Annotated in this window: 16 protein-coding genes; 2 read left to right on the top strand and 14 right to left on the bottom strand. The window is 67.5% G+C overall.

Annotation, left to right across the window (positions count from 1 at the left end):
* Positions 1–99 precede the first annotated feature (99 nt).
* Together oxlT (EJ105_RS20980) and oxlT (EJ105_RS20975) are read left to right on the top strand one after the other, a co-directional pair.
* Positions 100–1,392, top strand: coding sequence for an oxalate/formate MFS antiporter (gene oxlT / locus EJ105_RS20980; RefSeq protein ID WP_029557669.1), 1,293 nt, complete (start codon positions 100–102; stop codon positions 1,390–1,392).
* Positions 1,393–2,047: 655 nt separating this feature from the next.
* Entirely contained in the window at positions 2,048–3,355 is a 1,308-nt protein-coding gene (gene oxlT / locus EJ105_RS20975) for an oxalate/formate MFS antiporter (RefSeq protein WP_029557670.1), read from the top strand.
* Positions 3,356–3,430: 75 nt separating this feature from the next.
* Here oxlT (EJ105_RS20975) and EJ105_RS20970 read toward each other — a convergent pair whose 3' ends face one another.
* From EJ105_RS20970 to EJ105_RS20905, 14 genes are all read right to left on the bottom strand, one after another.
* Positions 3,431–3,682: a hypothetical protein gene (locus EJ105_RS20970; protein WP_250167858.1), complete on the bottom strand. Its 252-nt coding sequence runs from the start codon at positions 3,680–3,682 to the stop codon at positions 3,431–3,433.
* 229 nt (positions 3,683–3,911) lie between these two features.
* Positions 3,912–5,558, bottom strand: a complete 1,647-nt coding sequence (pgi, locus tag EJ105_RS20965; RefSeq protein WP_250167857.1) for a glucose-6-phosphate isomerase — start codon at positions 5,556–5,558, stop codon at positions 3,912–3,914.
* Positions 5,559–5,574: 16 nt separating this feature from the next.
* Complete coding sequence (pgl, locus tag EJ105_RS20960; protein ID WP_250167856.1) at positions 5,575–6,285, bottom strand: 6-phosphogluconolactonase; 711 nt, start codon at positions 6,283–6,285, stop codon at positions 5,575–5,577.
* Between the two features lie 8 nt (positions 6,286–6,293).
* Positions 6,294–7,769 carry a glucose-6-phosphate dehydrogenase gene (gene zwf / locus EJ105_RS20955; protein ID WP_250167855.1) on the bottom strand — a complete coding sequence of 492 codons (1,476 nt, stop codon included), beginning with the start codon at positions 7,767–7,769 and terminating at the stop codon, positions 6,294–6,296.
* A gap of 347 nt (positions 7,770–8,116) precedes the next feature.
* On the bottom strand, positions 8,117–8,350 hold the full coding sequence (gene rpsU, locus EJ105_RS20950) for a 30S ribosomal protein S21 (protein ID WP_029557675.1): 234 nt from the start codon (positions 8,348–8,350) through the stop codon (positions 8,117–8,119).
* 235 nt (positions 8,351–8,585) lie between these two features.
* Positions 8,586–8,858, bottom strand: coding sequence for a hypothetical protein (locus EJ105_RS20945; RefSeq protein WP_024279927.1), 273 nt, complete (start codon positions 8,856–8,858; stop codon positions 8,586–8,588).
* Positions 8,859–8,993: 135 nt separating this feature from the next.
* Entirely contained in the window at positions 8,994–10,106 is a 1,113-nt protein-coding gene (locus tag EJ105_RS20940) for a 5-(carboxyamino)imidazole ribonucleotide synthase (protein ID WP_250167854.1), read from the bottom strand.
* Positions 10,107–10,108: 2 nt separating this feature from the next.
* Positions 10,109–10,591: a 5-(carboxyamino)imidazole ribonucleotide mutase gene (gene purE / locus EJ105_RS20935; RefSeq protein ID WP_250167853.1), complete on the bottom strand. Its 483-nt coding sequence runs from the start codon at positions 10,589–10,591 to the stop codon at positions 10,109–10,111.
* 79 nt (positions 10,592–10,670) lie between these two features.
* Positions 10,671–11,606, bottom strand: a complete 936-nt coding sequence (locus EJ105_RS20930) for a lipid A biosynthesis lauroyl acyltransferase (RefSeq protein WP_250167852.1) — start codon at positions 11,604–11,606, stop codon at positions 10,671–10,673.
* 22 nt (positions 11,607–11,628) lie between these two features.
* Complete coding sequence (locus tag EJ105_RS20925) at positions 11,629–12,651, bottom strand: zinc-binding dehydrogenase (protein WP_168458869.1); 1,023 nt, start codon at positions 12,649–12,651, stop codon at positions 11,629–11,631.
* Between the two features lie 21 nt (positions 12,652–12,672).
* On the bottom strand, positions 12,673–13,425 hold the full coding sequence (locus tag EJ105_RS20920) for an SDR family NAD(P)-dependent oxidoreductase (RefSeq protein ID WP_024279922.1): 753 nt from the start codon (positions 13,423–13,425) through the stop codon (positions 12,673–12,675).
* A gap of 31 nt (positions 13,426–13,456) precedes the next feature.
* Positions 13,457–14,740: a beta-ketoacyl-ACP synthase gene (locus tag EJ105_RS20915; RefSeq protein ID WP_250167851.1), complete on the bottom strand. Its 1,284-nt coding sequence runs from the start codon at positions 14,738–14,740 to the stop codon at positions 13,457–13,459.
* A 163-nt stretch (positions 14,741–14,903) separates the two neighbouring features.
* Entirely contained in the window at positions 14,904–16,097 is a 1,194-nt protein-coding gene (locus tag EJ105_RS20910; protein WP_250167850.1) for a beta-ketoacyl-ACP synthase, read from the bottom strand.
* Positions 16,090–16,563 (bottom strand): 3-hydroxyacyl-ACP dehydratase FabZ family protein, encoded by a 474-nt coding sequence (locus EJ105_RS20905; RefSeq protein ID WP_024279919.1) that lies wholly within the window; start codon positions 16,561–16,563, stop codon positions 16,090–16,092. Before EJ105_RS20905 ends, EJ105_RS20910 begins: the two co-directional genes overlap by 8 nt.
* Between the last annotated feature and the right edge of the window lie 4 nt (positions 16,564–16,567).

The following is a 16,567-nucleotide window of genomic DNA, read 5'->3' as shown; positions in this document are numbered from 1 at the left end:
AACCGTCCGAAAAACGAAACGCCGCGCCACGAGGGACAAAAAGAGGGTGGGGCGGTCAATCAGATCAAAAATATAAAAATGGTCTAAGGGGTAGGAAAAATGAGCGAAATGGCAGTGAAGGCGCCAGCGACAAATCGCTGGCTCCAGTTGGTCGCTGGCGTCGTCTGCATGGTGGCGGCAGCAAACATTCAGTATTCGTGGACTTTGTTCGTTCCTGAGATCGTTTCGGCGCACGGCTGGACCCGCGCGTCCGTCCAGGTGGCCTTCACCGTGTTCGTGGTGGTGCAGACCTGGCTCACCCCCATCGAGGGTTACTTCATCGACAAGTACGGCCCGCGCGTGATGGTGCTGGTCGGCGGCTTCTTCACCGGCCTCAGCTGGGTGATGAACTCCTATGCGGGTTCGCTCACCGCGCTTTATGTGGCGGCTGCCGTCGGCGGCATCGGCGTCGGCTGCGTCTACGCCACCTGCGTGAACGCCGCGCTGAAGTGGTTCCCGGACCGCCGCGGCCTCGCGGTCGGCCTCACCGCAGCCGGCTACGGCTCCGGCACGGTGCTGACCATCCTGCCCATCGCCGCGATGATCAAGTCGAGCGGCTATCAGGACACCTTCTTCACCTTCGGCCTCGTGCAGGGCGCGGTGATCATGCTCGCCGCCGGCTTCCTGCGCGCGCCAGGCAAGAGCGAGGTGACGTTCTCCTCGACGGTCGCCCAGTCCCGCCGGGACTACACGCTCGGCGAGGCCCTGCGTACGCCGGTGTTCTACGTGATGCTGACCATGTTCGTCCTCACCGTCTCCGGCGGCCTGATGGCGGTGGCGCAGCTGGGCGTGATCGCCGAGGATCTCGGCGTCAAGCACATCGACGTGAACCTGTACTTCTTCACCATGGCCGCGCTGCCCTTCGCGCTGATGCTGGACCGCATCCTGAACGGCTTCTCGCGTCCATTCTTCGGCTGGATCTCCGATCATATCGGCCGTGAGAAGACCATGTTCTTCGCCTTCGCCATGGAAGGTATCGGCATTGTCGCACTGGGCACGTTCGGCACCAATCCCTGGGCCTTCGTGATCCTGTCGGGCGTCGTCTTCCTCGCCTGGGGTGAAGTCTACTCCCTGTTCTCGGCGACGGCCGCGGATACCTTCGGTTCCAAGCACATCGGCAAGATCTACGGCATGCTCTACACCGCGAAGGGCTTTGCCGCCCTGCTGGTGCCGATGGCCAACCTGCTGATGGAAGCGACCGGCAGCTGGAGCACGGTGCTCTACACCGTCGCCGCCATGGACCTGACCGCCGCTTTCGGCGCCCTGTTCGTCCTGCGGCCCATGCTCGCCCGCCATCACCGGCTCAATGCCGAGGCGGCAGCGGCAACGGCCGCGCGTCAGGTGACAGCCTGAGGCTCTGTTCCGGGCGGTGAATGCCGCCCGGACATGTAAGTCAGGCGCTGCCATGACGGCGCCGGCGTGTGGGAAAGGGGCGAGACCTCCCCCGCGCACACCGGATTTCAATCCGCGCGGCCCGATCGCGCGCCAACGGGTCCCTCCACCGCCATCTGGCGGTCCCTCAAGCCCCGGCTTCGGCCGGGGCTTTTTTCGTTTGAGGTACAGGGAGGGCAGGGCCGAGATGGTGCTGGTGATGCCGAATCCGCTCCCGGCCGAGCATCACCGCCCTGAAATGACGGGGCTTGGCCGGATTGTGGCGACGCTGTAGAAATGCAGAATGATTCGGTGTTTGTTTATGTGTCTCAAGTAGAGAATAGATTTATTCGACTGCCGTGTTCTATGTGCGAATCCTGAAGCCCAGGAACGGGACTTGGGTTCCCTTCTCTCTTTACAAGCGGGTTCTGGTTCTGAATTGCCGAAACGGCCCTCTAACGCCCGAATTACAGCGAAAAGTAACAGTTACATAGCCGTAACGGCATTCTGTATACCAGATTCTGTGTGCACCTTTCACCTCGGTTCGCGAACGGGTCGATGAACGGCCCGAACAAGAATGGCGACCGTCACGGGCCGTTCATCGCATTCGATGATCCCCAGTGAGAAAGGGAAGGAAATGGCTCAGAACTCCGCAGCGCCTGTCGGCGGCCCGATTGGAGGGCGTTGGCTGCAACTGCTCATCGGCGTGATCTGCATGTCGATGATCGCCAATCTTCAGTATGGGTGGACGCTGTTCGTCGAGCCCATGAACGAGAAGCACCAGTGGGGCCGCGCCTCCATCCAGGTCGCCTTCACCATCTTCGTGCTGTTCGAGACCTGGCTGGTTCCGGTCGAGGGCTGGTTCGTGGACAAGTTCGGCCCGCGGATCGTCGTGTTTATCGGCGGTATCCTGTGCGCCCTGTCGTGGTTCCTGAATTCGCGGGCCGACAGCCTCGCCATGCTCTATGTCTCGGCAGCCCTGGGCGGCACCGGCGCGGGCGCGGTCTATGGTACCTGCGTCGGCTCCGCACTGAAGTGGTTCCCGGATCGTCGCGGTCTCGCCGCGGGCATCACGGCTGCCGGTTTCGGCGCCGGCTCCGCGCTCACGATCGTACCCATCGCGGCCATGATCAAGTCGCAGGGCTACGAGCACACCTTCCTGTTCTTCGGCCTGATGCAGGGCGCGGTCGTGATGGTGCTCTCCCTGCTGCTGCAGGCGCCGAAGGAAGGGCAACTGCCCGCGGTCAAGGCTTCGGCCACCCAGAGCCGTCGCAATTACGGCCCCGGCGAGATGGTGAAGGCCCCGGTGTTCTGGGTCATGTACCTCATGTTCGTGCTGGTGGCGGCTGGTGGCCTCATGGCGACCGCGCAGCTCGGCTCCATCGCCAAGGACTTCAAGATCGCCGACGTGCCGGTCTCCATCATCGGCCTGACCATGCCGGCGCTGACTTTCGCCCTGTCCATCGACCGCGTGCTGAACGGCCTCACCCGTCCCTTCTTCGGCTGGGTGTCGGACAACATCGGCCGTGAGAACACCATGTTCATCGCCTTCGGCCTCGAAGCGGTGGGCGTGCTGGCCCTGGCCCACTTCGGCTCCAACCCGGTGCTGTTCGTGCTGCTGACCGGCCTCGTGTTCTTCGCCTGGGGCGAGATCTACTCGCTCTTCCCCGCCACCTGCGGCGACACCTTCGGCGGCAAGTTCGCCACCACCAATGCCGGCCTTCTCTACACCGCCAAGGGCACGGCCTCGCTGGTGGTGCCGATGGCCTCGGTGGCTGTGGCCAGCCTCGGCAACTGGGACCTGGTGTTCATGATCACTGCTGCGGTCAACGCGATCGCCGCTCTCATGGCCATCTTCGTGCTGAAGCCGATGCGCACCCGCTTCGTTGCCGGCGCCGCTGCCCAGGCTGCGGCCCAGCCGGCAAGCGCGAAGGTCACTGGCTGAGGCTCTGCCTCAAACGTTCGGCCCACCTACCCCGGGCCCAACTGAGGGAGCGGCTTGCCGCTCCCTTCTTTTTGGTCAGTTGCCGCGCGGGACCGCGGTGAAGGGGCCGGCATGAACCATGACGAGGTTTGAGACCGCGCCCTTCGTGTCGGTCGAGGGGGCAACGCGGACAAAGCGCGGCTCGGGCGTCTGCAGCAGGACATCCTCGATCGGAATGCCAGGGCCGCCGGCCACCGTCATGTACGGCTTCTGTGCCGTCAAGCCGTTGGCGGCGAAGGTGAGGACAATCCCGAAAAGGCCGAAAGCCGTAAGCTCAAGCGCGTTCATAACTCTCTCCCGGCATGATGCCGAAGGGATGCGGCGCGTTTCGCCGGGCTCGATCCAATTCGCCCGACGCCTCCGCGTCCCGGTACAGTCACCTTGTACCGCGCTTGTCCAATCTCGTGGTATACAAAATACGCAGAGGCGGACCCGCAATGCTGCATAGCAGCATTGCCCTTGGCTGCCGGCAAGCGCGCACAAGCGCGCAGGCACCCGTCATCCGAAAGCAGTCACTTCAGGATTGGGCCAGACCGCCAAGGTAGGCCAGGAGGCCGGCTGTCGACCCCGATGCGCCGGGGGGGAGGGCTCCGCCCTCGACGGCGGGGAGAAACTGCGTCGCCAGTTCCTTCCCAAGCTCCACGCCCCACTGGTCGAAGGCGTTGATGCCCCACACTGCAGCCTCGACGAACACCCGATGCTCATAGAGCGCGATGATGCGGCCGAGGGAGAAGGGATCGAGCTCCGCATAGGCGATGGTGATGGAGGGCCGGTCGCCGGGGAACACCCGATGGGGGGCGATCGCGGCGACCTGTTCGGCCGAAAATCCCTTCTGGACGAGCTGGGCTGCGGCCTCCTCCAGGGTGCGGCCGCGCATCAGCGCTTCCGCCTGGGCGAGGCAGTTGGCCACCAGAAGGTTCTGGTGATTCTTCAGGTTCGGCTCGTGGCCCTGCGCGGCGATGAGGAATTCCACCGGCACGGTATCGGTGCCCTGGTGAAGCAGCTGGAAGAACGCGTGCTGGGCATTGGTGCCCGGCTCCCCCCAGACGATGGGGCCCGTGCCACGCACGGCAGGCCGGCCATCGCGCGTGACGCCCTTGCCGTTGCTCTCCATGTCGAGCTGCTGGAGATAGGCCGGCAGGCGCGCGAGGCGCTGGTCGTAGGGAATGATGGCGCGGCTGGGATAGCCGCAGACATTTCGGTGCCAGATCCCGACGAGGCCCAGCAGCACCGGCATGTTCTGGTCCAGCGGCGCGGAGCGGAAATGCTCGTCCATGGCGGCGGCGCCGGCGAGGAACTCGCCGAAGCGATCTGGCCCGATGGCGATCATCACCGGCAGGCCGATGGCCGACCACACCGAATAGCGGCCGCCCACCCAGTCCCAGAAACCGAAGGTTCGCTCGCGCGAGATGCCGAAAGCCTCCACCCGGTCAAGGGACGTGGAGACGGCGGCGAAATGGTCGCCCACGGCCGCCTCGCCGAGCGCGTCCGCGATGAAGGCGCGGGCCGTGCCGGCATTGCACATGGTCTCGACGGTGGTGAAGGTCTTGGAGGCGACGATGAACAGCGTCGTCGCCGGATTGAGCCCCGTGAGGGTATCGGTGATGTGGGCGCCATCCACGTTGGAGACGAAGTGGCAGCGGGGGCCGTCGTGATAGGGCGCAAGAGCCCCCGTCACCATGGCCGGGCCGAGATCCGAGCCGCCGATGCCGATGTTCACCACGTCGGTGAAGGCGTTGCCGCGCGCACCGGCGATACGTCCCTCGCGCACCGCGTAGGCGAAGCTGGTGAGGTTGCGCAGTGTCTCGTCCACGCCGGTCTTCACGTCGATGCCGTCGACGGGAATGCTCTCGTCAGAGCGGTTGCGGAGCGCCGTGTGCAGCACCGCCCGGTCCTCGGTGAGGTTGATGTGGTCGCCGGCGAACATGGCGTCTCGCAGCTGTTCCACGCCCGCGGCGCGGGCGAGATCCAGCAGCTGCGCCAGAGTCTCGTCGGTGATGGCGGTCTTGGAGAAATCGAGCAGCAGGTCGCCGTAGCTGGTTGAAAAGCGCTCGAAGCGCTCGGGGGCGGCGAACAGGTCGGCGATGCGCCCGGTCCGGCCTTTCCAGGCGGCGTCGAGGGCGGCGAAGGCGGCGTCGGTCGCGCTCGGCTGGGCTTCAGTCATGGCTCGGACCTCTTGTTCAGGGGCACCACATCACGTCGAGGGGCGCACGCGCCCTGAGGACGGAGCGGATGGGCAACTCTTCAACGGGGCCGCCGGCGCAGGCGCGCTCCAGCACCGCGCGCTTGGTCATGCCCTCGATGTGCAGCACCAGCGTGTCGGCTGAAATCAGCCGGGGCAGGGTGAAGGTGATGCGCGGCTCGCCCGCCGCATCCGCGCGCACGGCGGCAAGGATTTCGGGCGTCGCGGAATCGATGGCTGCGGCAAGCGTCTCGGCGCCGGGGAAGAAGGAGGCGGTATGCCCGTCGTCTCCCATGCCGAGCACTACGGCCGCGAAGGGGGAGGGGAGGGCGGCGACCCGCCCGGCGGCCTCCGCAAGCCCGTCCTCCGGCGTCGCCGCTCCGGTATAGAGCGGCACGAAGCGGGCTGCGGCCGCCGGCCCCTTCAGCAGGTGGTGGCGCACCAGAGCGGCGTTGGAGCGGTCCGACGTCTCCGGCACCCAGCGCTCGTCCACGAGCGTCACCGCCACACGGGACCAATCGATCGGCGCGCCCGAGAGGGTTTCGAAGAAGGCGAGCGGGGTGCGCCCGCCCGAGACGGCGAGGCTCGCCGTGCCATCGCGGGCGATGCGGCGGCGCAGGGCCTCGGCCACATGGGCGGCCAGCGCCCGGGCGAGGCCGGCCGAATCCTCATAGGCATTGAGGGCGATGGGTGTGGTCGGCGGGGTCACGGGAAGCCTCAGGCGTCATCGGTCCAGGTGCGCCCATCCCGTTCGATCAGGGCGATGGCGGCCGAAGGCCCCCATGTCCCGGCCGTGTAGGGCTTGGGCTGGTCGCGCGAGGCCCGCCATGCGTCGAGGATGGGGTCCACCCAGCGCCAGGCGGCTTCCACCTCGTCGCGACGCATGAACAGGGTCTGGTTGCCGCGCACCACGTCCATGATAAGCCGCTCGTAGGCGTCCGGGTTCCGCACGCCGAAGACGGAGGCGAAGCTCATGTCGAGCGGCACATGCTGCAGGCGCATGCCGCCGGGGCCGGGATCCTTGATCATCAGCCACAGCTTCACGCCCTCGTCCGGCTGCAGGCGGATGACGAGACGGTTCGGCATGATGGGGCCGGCGTGGTCGTCGAACACCGAATGGGGAATGGGCCGGAAGGCCACCACGATCTCGGACACGCGCGAGGCGAGGCGCTTGCCCGTGCGCAGGTAGAACGGAACGCCGGACCAGCGCCAGTTGCCGATCTCCGCCTTGATGGCGACGAAGGTCTCGGTGCCGCTCTCGCCGGAGCCGAGCTCCTCCAGATAGCCGGGCACCGCCCCGCCGGCCGAGGCGCCAGCGCGATACTGGCCGCGCACCGTCATCTGCGCGAAATTGCTCTCGTTGATGGGCTCCAGCGCCTTGAGCACCTTCAACTTCTCGTCGCGCACCGCGTTGGCGTCGAGCGATACGGGCGGCTCCATGGCCACGAGGCAGAGGAGCTGGAGGATATGGTTCTGCACCATGTCGCGCAGCGCGCCGGCGGTGTCGTAATAGCCGGCGCGGCCGGCGGTGCCGATGCTTTCGGCCACCGTGATCTGCACATGGTCGATATGCGCGTTGTTCCACACCGGCTCGAACAAGGCGTTGGCGAACCTCAGCGCCATCAGGTTCTGCACCGTCTCCTTGCCGAGGTAATGGTCGATGCGGAACACCGCCTCCTCGCGGAAGACGCGCCCGACGGCGGCGTTCACCTTCTGGGCGGAGGCGAGGTCCTTGCCCACCGGCTTTTCCACCACCACGCGGGAGAGATCGGTGACGAGACCGAACGCGCCGATGCGCGCGCAGATGGGATCGAACAGGTCCGGCCCCACGGCCAGATAAAACACGCGGACGCGATCCTCTCCCGCCTTCAGTGTCGCGGCGAGATCGGGCCAGCCCTCGTCGGAGAGGGCATCGACCGCCACATAGGTCAGCCGGTTGAGGAAGCGGGCCAGCACCGCCTGGTCCACATCCTCGACCCCATCCGCAACGCCGAGCGCATCGCGGGCGAAGGCGCGGAAGTCGTCATCGGGCAGGGGGCGGCGGGAGGTGCCGATGATGCGCGCGTCGTCCGGCATCTGGCCGGCGAGGTCGCGCTCGAACAGCGCTGGAAGGAGTTTGCGACGGGCGAGATCGCCGGTGGCACCGAAGACGACGATATCGAAGGGCTCGACAGTGACCACGCGCGCGACCATTCGGCCTTTCTCCCTCATCGGAGGCCTTGCGCCCCCTGCGCCGACCGGCCGACCCGCAGCCGGATCAAGGCCCGGCATGCCGGCGCAACGGCAGTCTAGAGCAGGCGTCGATCGGATTGCACCGCAATCTGAGCGAACACCACTTTCTCATCCCACGGCTTCGGAGACAGGCGCGCGACAGGCGGGAGCGTGGCGCCAGGCGGCGCACGAAAAAAGCCCGGCCGCCACAAAAGCAAATCCGCGCGACCGGGATCGCGCGGATGCAAAAGCTCGTAAACCGACTGAGGGAACGCTTTCGACGGTCAGCTCGAATGCCCGGCGTTGCGGACCTCAGCGACCTGGGCGTTTCAGCGGGTGGTGGGGCGCGGCTTGGACGGAATCAGGCCTTCGCGCTGGGCGCGCTTGCGGGCCAGCTTGCGTGCACGGCGGATGGCCTCAGCCTCCTCGCGGGCGCGCTTCTCGGACGGCTTCTCGTAGTGGCCACGCAGCTTCATCTCGCGGAAGATCCCCTCGCGCTGCATCTTCTTCTTGAGCGCCTTGAGGGCCTGATCGACGTTGTTATCGCGGACGAGAACTTGCACGTGTTTACCTCTTCGAGCTGTTGCGCCGAGCCGGAGCCTTACCTGATCTGAAACATCGGACCGCAGAAGATGGCGCGTGCGCCTGTCCTCGACCTGTCCGAAGGAAGCGCTCTCTTACCAGAAGAGGTGCAGCTTGTCCACACGCCTCGCAACGGCGAAAACGGGAGGCGGCGCCTTGCGCCGGCTCACTTTCCCGCGCGCCGGCATCGACTCGCGGGGTACTTCGCCGAACGCTTCAGCCGGCCGTCGTCAGGCCGGATTCGCTCCGGGCGGGCAGCATGAAGATCGGGGTGCCGCTCTTCTGCGCCTCGCGGCAGAGGGCGTCGAGCTCGCTGCGGATGGCGGCATCGGAGAAGCAGGTGGCCGCCTCGCGGATGCCCTGCATGAAGCGCAGTTCGATCTGGATGACCCGCCAGCTGCAATAGCGCCCGGACCGGGCCATATGCCGTGCAAGGTCGCGCAGCCATTCGGAGAAGCGGTCCTTGATGCGATCGTCGGACAAAGACATCTGCCACCACAGTTTCGGATCATGGCTTCGACGGTACAAAAAAACCGCCGTGGACGCCCGATTCATGCGTCAAACGCTGCGATGCGTCATCATGGCGATTCGTCTCAGTCCCTAGGGGAAGAGCCGGCTCACGATTCAGCAGCCTTCGCCATCCGGCACGTTCGCGCAGGCTTCGGGATCGCGCGCGACCCGCACCACATGGCCCATCTTGCGGCCGGCGCGGGCTTCTTCCTTGCCATAGAGGTGCAGGTGGGTGCCCGGCTCTGCGAGGAGAGCGTGCCAGTCATGCACGTCCGCGCCGATGAGATTGGTCATCTGCGCCCGGCCGAGGCGCGAGACCTCGCCGAGGGGCCAGCCGGCGATGGCCCGCACATGCTGCTCGAACTGGGAGGTGACGGCGCCGTCCTGGGTCCAGTGGCCGCTGTTGTGCACGCGCGGGGCGATCTCGTTGACGATCACCCGCTCGCTCGACCCCTGGCAGACCACGAACAGCTCGACCGCGAACACGCCCTCGTAGTCGAGCGCGTCGCCGATGTCCCGCGCGATGGCTCGGGCCTTGCGCGCCGCATCGGCGGTGAGCGTCGCGGGAACGGTGGAGGTGTGCAGGATGTGCTCGCGGTGCACGTTCTCGGTCACGTCATAAGCGCAGAAGGCGCCGTCGCCGCGACGGGCCGCGACCACGGACACCTCGCGGACGAAGCTGATGAAGCCTTCGAGGATCGCGCTCTGCCGCCCGAGGGCATGCCACGCGGCCGTGAGGTCCTCGCCGGGGCGGATCATCACCTGCCCCTTGCCGTCATAGCCGAAGCGGCGCGTCTTCAGCACGGCAGGCAGGCCCAGCTGCGCAACCGCAGCTTCAAGATCGGCGAGGCTGTCCACGGCGGCGAAGGGCGCGGTCTCGATGCCGAGGTCGCGTACGAAGCTCTTCTCCGCGAGCCGGTCCTGCGTGATGGCGAGCGCCTTGGCGCCGGGCCGCAGCGGCACCCGCGCGGCGAGGAACTCGGCGGTGGCCAGCGGCACGTTCTCGAACTCGTAGGTCACGACGTCGACGCCTGCGGCGAAGCGCGCCAGCGCGTCGAAATCGTTATAGGCGGCGCAGATATGGGCGGCGCTGACGTGGAAGGCGGGGCTGTCCTTGTCCGGGCACAGCACGTGCGCCTTGAGGCCAAGCTCCGCTGCCGCGAGCGCGATCATGCGGCCGAGCTGCCCGCCGCCGAGGATACCGATAACGCTACCGGGCTTGAGCATGGTCAGACCGGCCGTTCCGCCACCGCTTCCGTGCGCGCGGCGCGCCAGGCGTCGAGCCGTTCGGCGAGGGCGGGGTCGGAGAGCGCCAGCACGGCCGCCGCAAGCAGGCCTGCGTTGGTTGCGCCCGCGACGCCGATGGCCAGCGTTCCCACCGGGATGCCGGCCGGCATCTGGACGATGGAGTAGAGGCTGTCGAGGCCGGACAGTGCCTTGGACTGCACCGGTACGCCGAACACAGGAAGGGGCGTCAGCGCCGCCACCATGCCCGGCAGGTGCGCCGCGCCGCCGGCACCGGCGATGATGACCTTGAAGCCGTCTGCCTTCGCGCTTCTGGCGAAGGCATACATGCGATCCGGCGTGCGGTGGGCGGAGACGATGCGGCAGTCGTGCGTGATCCCGAGCGCATCCAGCGTCTCGGCCGCATGGCGCATGGTCTCCCAGTCGGACTGGCTGCCCATGATGACGGCAACGTCAGCCGTGCTCATCCCTCATACCTTCGCGAAAACGGAAAGCGCGGGCTTTATAGGATTGGCCGGGGCGCGGCAAGGGGGAGGGGCGGGAACCTCACCGCCAGCGGCGGTGGAGCCAGAGCCATTGTTCGGGATATTCGCGCACCCAGCCCTCGATGACTGACGTGACGGCCTGCATGGCGCCCACCACCTCGATCTTGCCCTCGCCGTCGCGGGGGAGGGCGATTTCCTCGGTGATTTCCACCCGGAAGCGGGCGCCGGGCAGGCGGATGACGCGCATGCCGTGCACCGGGCAATCGAACTGGCGGGCGAGGCGGGCGAGGGTCGGGTTGGTGGCGCAGGGGCGGCCGAAGAACATCACCGGCGGGCCGCCGGTCCAATACTGGTCGATCAGCATGCCCAGATGCTGCCCCTCGGCCAGCATGCGCGCCATCTGGCGGCCCGCATCGCGGCCGGCGCGCACGAGGCCGGGCATGGTGCCGGAGCGCATCTCCTCGATCAGCTCGGCGGCGCGCTTGTTGTTGGGTGCGCGATAGAGCACGCCGCCCGGCACGCCGAACGCGGCGCCGGCGATGGCGCACAATTCCCAATTGCCGGTATGGGCGGTGAAGAACAGCGCGGGACGACCGTCGTCACGCAGGCGCTGGAAGATCTCCGCGCCCTTCACCTCGATCCGGCCTGTGTTGGGATGCGCGGGATCATAGTCCCACAGGCGATCCTGCTGGGCGAACTCGGCGGCGAGGCGGCCCATGTTGGCCCAGATGCCGCGGACGAGGGTGTTGATTTCCGCCGGGCTCCTATCCGGGTAGGCGGCGGCGAGATTGCGCCGCGCCACCTTGCTGACCGCGAAGAACGGGCCGAGCAGCTTGGCCCAGAAGGCCATGCCGCCGGCCGAGAGCCACAGCGGCCACAGGCGTAGCCACCACACGGAGAAGCGCACATAGCCCGCGACCAGCACCTCGACGGCGGGCGCGAGCGCCAGCTTCAGCCGATGGATGGCCTTGCGGACGGGGAGGGGGAGCCGGGCCACGGTTGCGTGCGCCGCCCCCGCCTCAGAACTTCACCACGATCTTGCCGAACACCTTGCGGCTTTCCAGCCGCTCCAGGCCCTCGTTGAAGTTCTCGAGGGGCACCACGGTGTCAATGACGGGCATGACGCCCCGGCCCATCTTCTCCAGCCCGTCGGCCACGTTGCGGATGGTGGCGCCGAACGAACCGAAGATCTTGTACTGGCGCTGGAACAGCTGCATCAGGTTCATCTGCACCGAGACGCCCGAGGTGGAGCCGCAGGTGACGAGGCGCGCGCCGGGCTTCATGGAGAGCAGCGAGGCGTTCCAGGTGTCGGCGCCCACATGCTCGAACACCACGTCCACGCCCACCTTCTTGGTGATCTTGCGGACCTCGTGCTCGAAACGGTCCTTGCGGTAGTTGATGACGTGGTCGGCGCCCAGCGCCTTGGCCTTTTCCATCTTCTCGTCATCGCCCACGGTGGTGATGACGGTGGCGCCCACGTCCTTGGCGAGCCGGATGGCGGCGGAGCCGATGCCCGAGCCGCCGGCATGGACGAGCACGGTCTCGCCCTTCTCCAGCTTCGCATTGTCGAACAGCATGTGCTCGACGGTGGAGAAGGTGATGCCGGCGCAGGCCGCTTCCTCGAAGGAGACGCCCTCAGGGGCGGGGATCACCAGCCGCTCGGGCATGTTCAGCACGTCGCGGGCGAAGCCGTCGATGTGGAAGCCGAGCACCCCGCCCACGTTCTGGCAGAGGTTGTCGCGGCCCTTCAGGCAGTTGGCGCAGTGGCCGCAGGTCATGGCGCCATACATCGCGACCGTCTGGCCGACCTTGAGGCCGCGCACGTCGGCGCCCAGCGCCACGATCTCGCCGGCGGCCTCGGCGCCCACCACGAGGGGCATCTTGCGCTTGGCGAAGGCCATGCCGCGCCAGCCCCACACGTCGATATGGTTGAGCGCCAGCGCCTTCACCCGGATCTGCACCTCTCCGGCGCCCGGGGCTTCCGCCTCGGGGAGTTCGACGAGTTCGAGCTTGCGGTCGGAGACGAGCTGAAGGCCACGCATTGTTGTTCTCTGAATTTGAAGTCAGCGGTGGGCGGCGAGCGAGGCGGAGAGCCCGCCATCCACCGGCAGAATGGCGCCGGTCATATAGCCCGCGCCGGGGGAGAAGAGAAAGGCCACCACCTGTGCCACATCGTCGGGCGTGGCGAAGCGGCCGGCGGGGATCTGCGCCTCCATCTTCGCCCGATAGTCCGCGAACTTCTCCAGCATGGCGGTATCGATGAAGCCGGGGGCGACGTAGTTCACCGTCACGCCGCGCCGCGCGGTCTCGATGGCGAGGCCTCGCACATGGGCGAGCAGGGCGGCCTTGGAGGCGGCGTAGGCCGCATTGCCCTGGTTCGCCTGAAGCGCCGCCACCGAGCCGATGGCGACGATGCGGCCGGTCCTGGCGCGGGTCATGGGACGCACCAGAGCACGGGTGAGGCGCACGAAGGCGAAGTGGTTCACCTGCATCACCGCCTCGGCCTTGTCCTGGTCGATCATGGCGGCGAGCGTGTCGTAGGAGGCGCCGGCGTTGTGGCAGAAGCCGAAATAGGTCTCCCCGGCCTCCAGTTCCTCGGCGAAGGCCTCCACCGCCGCGCGGTCGGCAAGGTCGAGCGGGCGAGCCGAGATGACGGCTCCGGGCGTCGCCGCACGGACGTAGGCGATCAGCGCCTCCGCCTCGGCGACCGCCGAGCGGTAGGTGAAGACGACGGGATAGCCGGCCTCGGCGAGCCGCCGCACGATGGCCGAGCCAAGCCCGCGGCCGCCGCCGGTGACGAGGATGGGAGCGGTCATCGGTTGAGGCCAGTCCCGGTGCGCGATCCGCTCACGCCGGTTCCGCCGCGAGCACGAGGCAGACGTTCTGGCCGCCAAAACCGAACGAGTTGGAGATCACCCGCCGCACCTGAGCGTCGCGGGCGACGTTCGGCACCACGTCCAGCGGGATGGCCGGATCGGGGATGTTGTAGTTGATGGTCGGCGGGATACGGCCGTTCTGGATGGTCAGCAGCGACACCGCCGCCTCGATGGCGCCCGCCGCCGTCAGCGTGTGGCCGATCATGGACTTGTTGGAGGAGATCGGCGTTGCCGCCAGCTTCTCCTCGCTGAACACGCCCTTGAGGCCCACATATTCCATGCGGTCGTTCTCGGGCGTGGAGGTGCCGTGGGCGTTGATGTAGTCCACGTCATCAGGGGTCACGCCGGCGTCGGCAAGCGCATTCTTCATGCAGCCGATGATCGGGCGGCCGTCCGGGCTCGACCGGGTGCGGTGGAAATTGTCGGCCATCTCGCCGCAGCCTTCCAGCACGCCGAGGATCTTCGCGCCGCGCGCCACCGCATGGGCATAGCTCTCCAGCACGAAGGCGGCGGCGCCCTCGGCCATCACGAAGCCCTCCCGATTCTTGGCGAAGGGCCGCGCGGCTTCCTCGGGCTTGTCGTTGGCGGTGGTGAGCGCCGACAGCAGGGAGAAACGGATCAGCGCCTCGGGATGCACCGAGCCGTCCGTGCCGAGGGACAGCGCCACTTCGGTCTCGCCGCGGCGGATGGCCTCGACGCCGAGCTGGATGGCCGTGCCACCCGAGGCACAGGCGGTCGACAGGGAAATGGGCTGGCCCTGCGTGCCGAACTTGTCGGCCAGGCGATCCGCCACCGAGCCGAACAGGAAGCGCTCATGCCACGGCCGGAACTGGCCGGAGGCGGCGGCGCCGAGGAGGTCGCGATAGACGATGGGGTAATGGCCCACCGCATCGGCGAGCTGCTGGCGCTCGGGCCATTCCAGCTCCACCGGAGGAACGGCGGCGAACAGCGGGCCGGGGAACTCGCCGGACGTGCCGATGCCGGATTCGGCGATGGCTTCCTCGGCGGCGAGGGTCGCCAGCTTCTCGGAGAGGTTGGGGGCGGCCACGCGGCCGTCGAACAGGAAGTCCACCGTGCCGGCGATGGTCGTGCGCATGCCCTCGATGGGGAAGCGCGTGATGGTGTGAATGCCGGATTCACCCGCGGTGAGGCGGCGCCAGTTGTCTTCCTTGCCCTGGCCGAGGGAGGTGACGATGCCGATACCCGTCACCACCACAATGGGGCGGCCGAATTTGTCGAGATGCGCCTGCGTCATGATCGCGGCTCCTGTCGTTGAAGCGCGCCCGCCCCGGCGCCGCTCGAAGGGCGCGCCGGGACCCGCGCTGTGGGAGGGCCCGGCACTCGCGCCGGAAAATACGCCGAAGCCGGCGCAAAGGACAATCGTCCGTCCTCCCCTCGCGGGAGAGGGAGAAAAGCCCTCAGGCCTTCTCCACCAGTCCGGCGCCTTCGCCCCGCCAGTGGCCCACCTGGGTCACGATCACGCGGGATACGCCGTCCGCCGCCTTTTCAAGCGGGTCGCCGGCGAGTGGCGGGAACAGGGTGCCCTTGGACACCGTCAGCGCCGCAAGGGCGAGGGCGGCGATGAACTGGGCCTCGAAGCCGTGCCCGATGCGATTGGCGACGGCCCGCACGGGCAGGCCGCTCGCGGTCAGCGCCTCGGCCTCGGCCTCGGTCGCCTCACGGGCGCCGGTGACGCCGGAAATGACGGCGGTGCCCGGTGCGGTGCCGGCCTTGTCGAGGAGCGACTTCACCTTGGCGGTGACGGCCCCGGCGACGGCGCGCTTGGCCCGCTCCGACCAGACGCCGGACAGCTTGGCGATGGGCGTGGCGCCGCGGGCCTTGGCATGCTCCGGCGATTCCAGCACCAGGAAGGCGCCCATGGAGCCGGAGGCGATGCCGGGGGCGGTGAAGGCCGGGCTGAATTCGCCCTTCATGCAGAAGGCGTCGAGATCGTTGAGGAGCAGCGTGTCCTCGCGCTCGGCATTGTAGGCGCCGCCCACGAGGCCGATCTCGCTCTGGCCCGCCGCGATGCGGGCATAGGCGATGCGCGCGGCGTCCACGCCCGAGCTTTCCTCGCCCATGAAGGTGCGCGAAGAGCCGGTGACGCCGTGGACGATGGAGATGTTGCCGGCCAGCAGATTCGAGAGCTGGGCCAGCGAGAGGGTCGGCCGCAGGTCCGACAGCAGGCGCTCGTTCAGCAGCCGCCCGGCGTCGTTGGAGGCGGAAAGATCATTCAGGATCGCCGCATCCACCTGGAAATCGCGTTCGCCGCCGCCGGCCGCGACCACCATGTCGGTGTTCGACAGGATTTCGGCGTTCTTGGAGATACCCGCGCTGTCCAGCGCAAGGCCGGCCGCATAGGTGCCGATCCGCTGCCAGGGCTCCATCTGCCGCTGGTCGCCCTTCTTGGGGATCTGGTTGTCGAAGCTCACCTTCACCAGCGGATGGACCACATAGGGCGCGAAGGTGGTGTTGTCCGTCACCGGGGCCGAGCCGGCGGCGAAGGCCTGCCAATGGGCATCGAGGCCCTCCCCGAGGGAGGAGACGAGGCCGATGCCCGTGATCCAGACGTCGCGCTGGATCCGGCCCCGGCCTTCAGTCACGTCAGGCATCGGCAAATTCCGAAAGGGGGAAGGAGACGTACTCGGCAACCTTCATCACCACCGCTTTCATCTTGCCCTCGGGCCAGGGCAGCACGCGGAAGGTAAGCTCGGCGCTGCAGATGGGCTTGCCCTCGAGGGTGGCGTTCGTCTTGGCGACGACGAAACCGGAGCCCTCGTGCAGGATCTGCGAGTAGAGGTCGAGGTTCTGCCCCGGCAGCACGAAGGTGCGCAGCTTCGCTTCCTTCACGGTGGCGAGGAAGGGCATCTTTTCGAAGCGGTTGCGCGCAAGCACCAGCCAGCCGGTGGTCTGCGCCATGGCTTCTATGAGCAGCACGCCGGGCATGATGGGGTAGCCGGGGAAGTGCCCCTCGAAGATGGAGCTTTCCTCGGGCACCATGCCCTGGCAGTGGATCTTCTCCAGCGACGGGTCGATGGCGACGACCCGGTCGATCATCTTGAAGACTTCAGGACGCATCTAT

It is taken from the genome of Xanthobacter aminoxidans (assembly GCF_023571765.1).
In the GTDB taxonomy this organism is placed as follows: Bacteria; Pseudomonadota; Alphaproteobacteria; order Rhizobiales; family Xanthobacteraceae; genus Xanthobacter; species Xanthobacter aminoxidans.
This window is presented reverse-complemented; position numbering and strand designations above follow the sequence as displayed.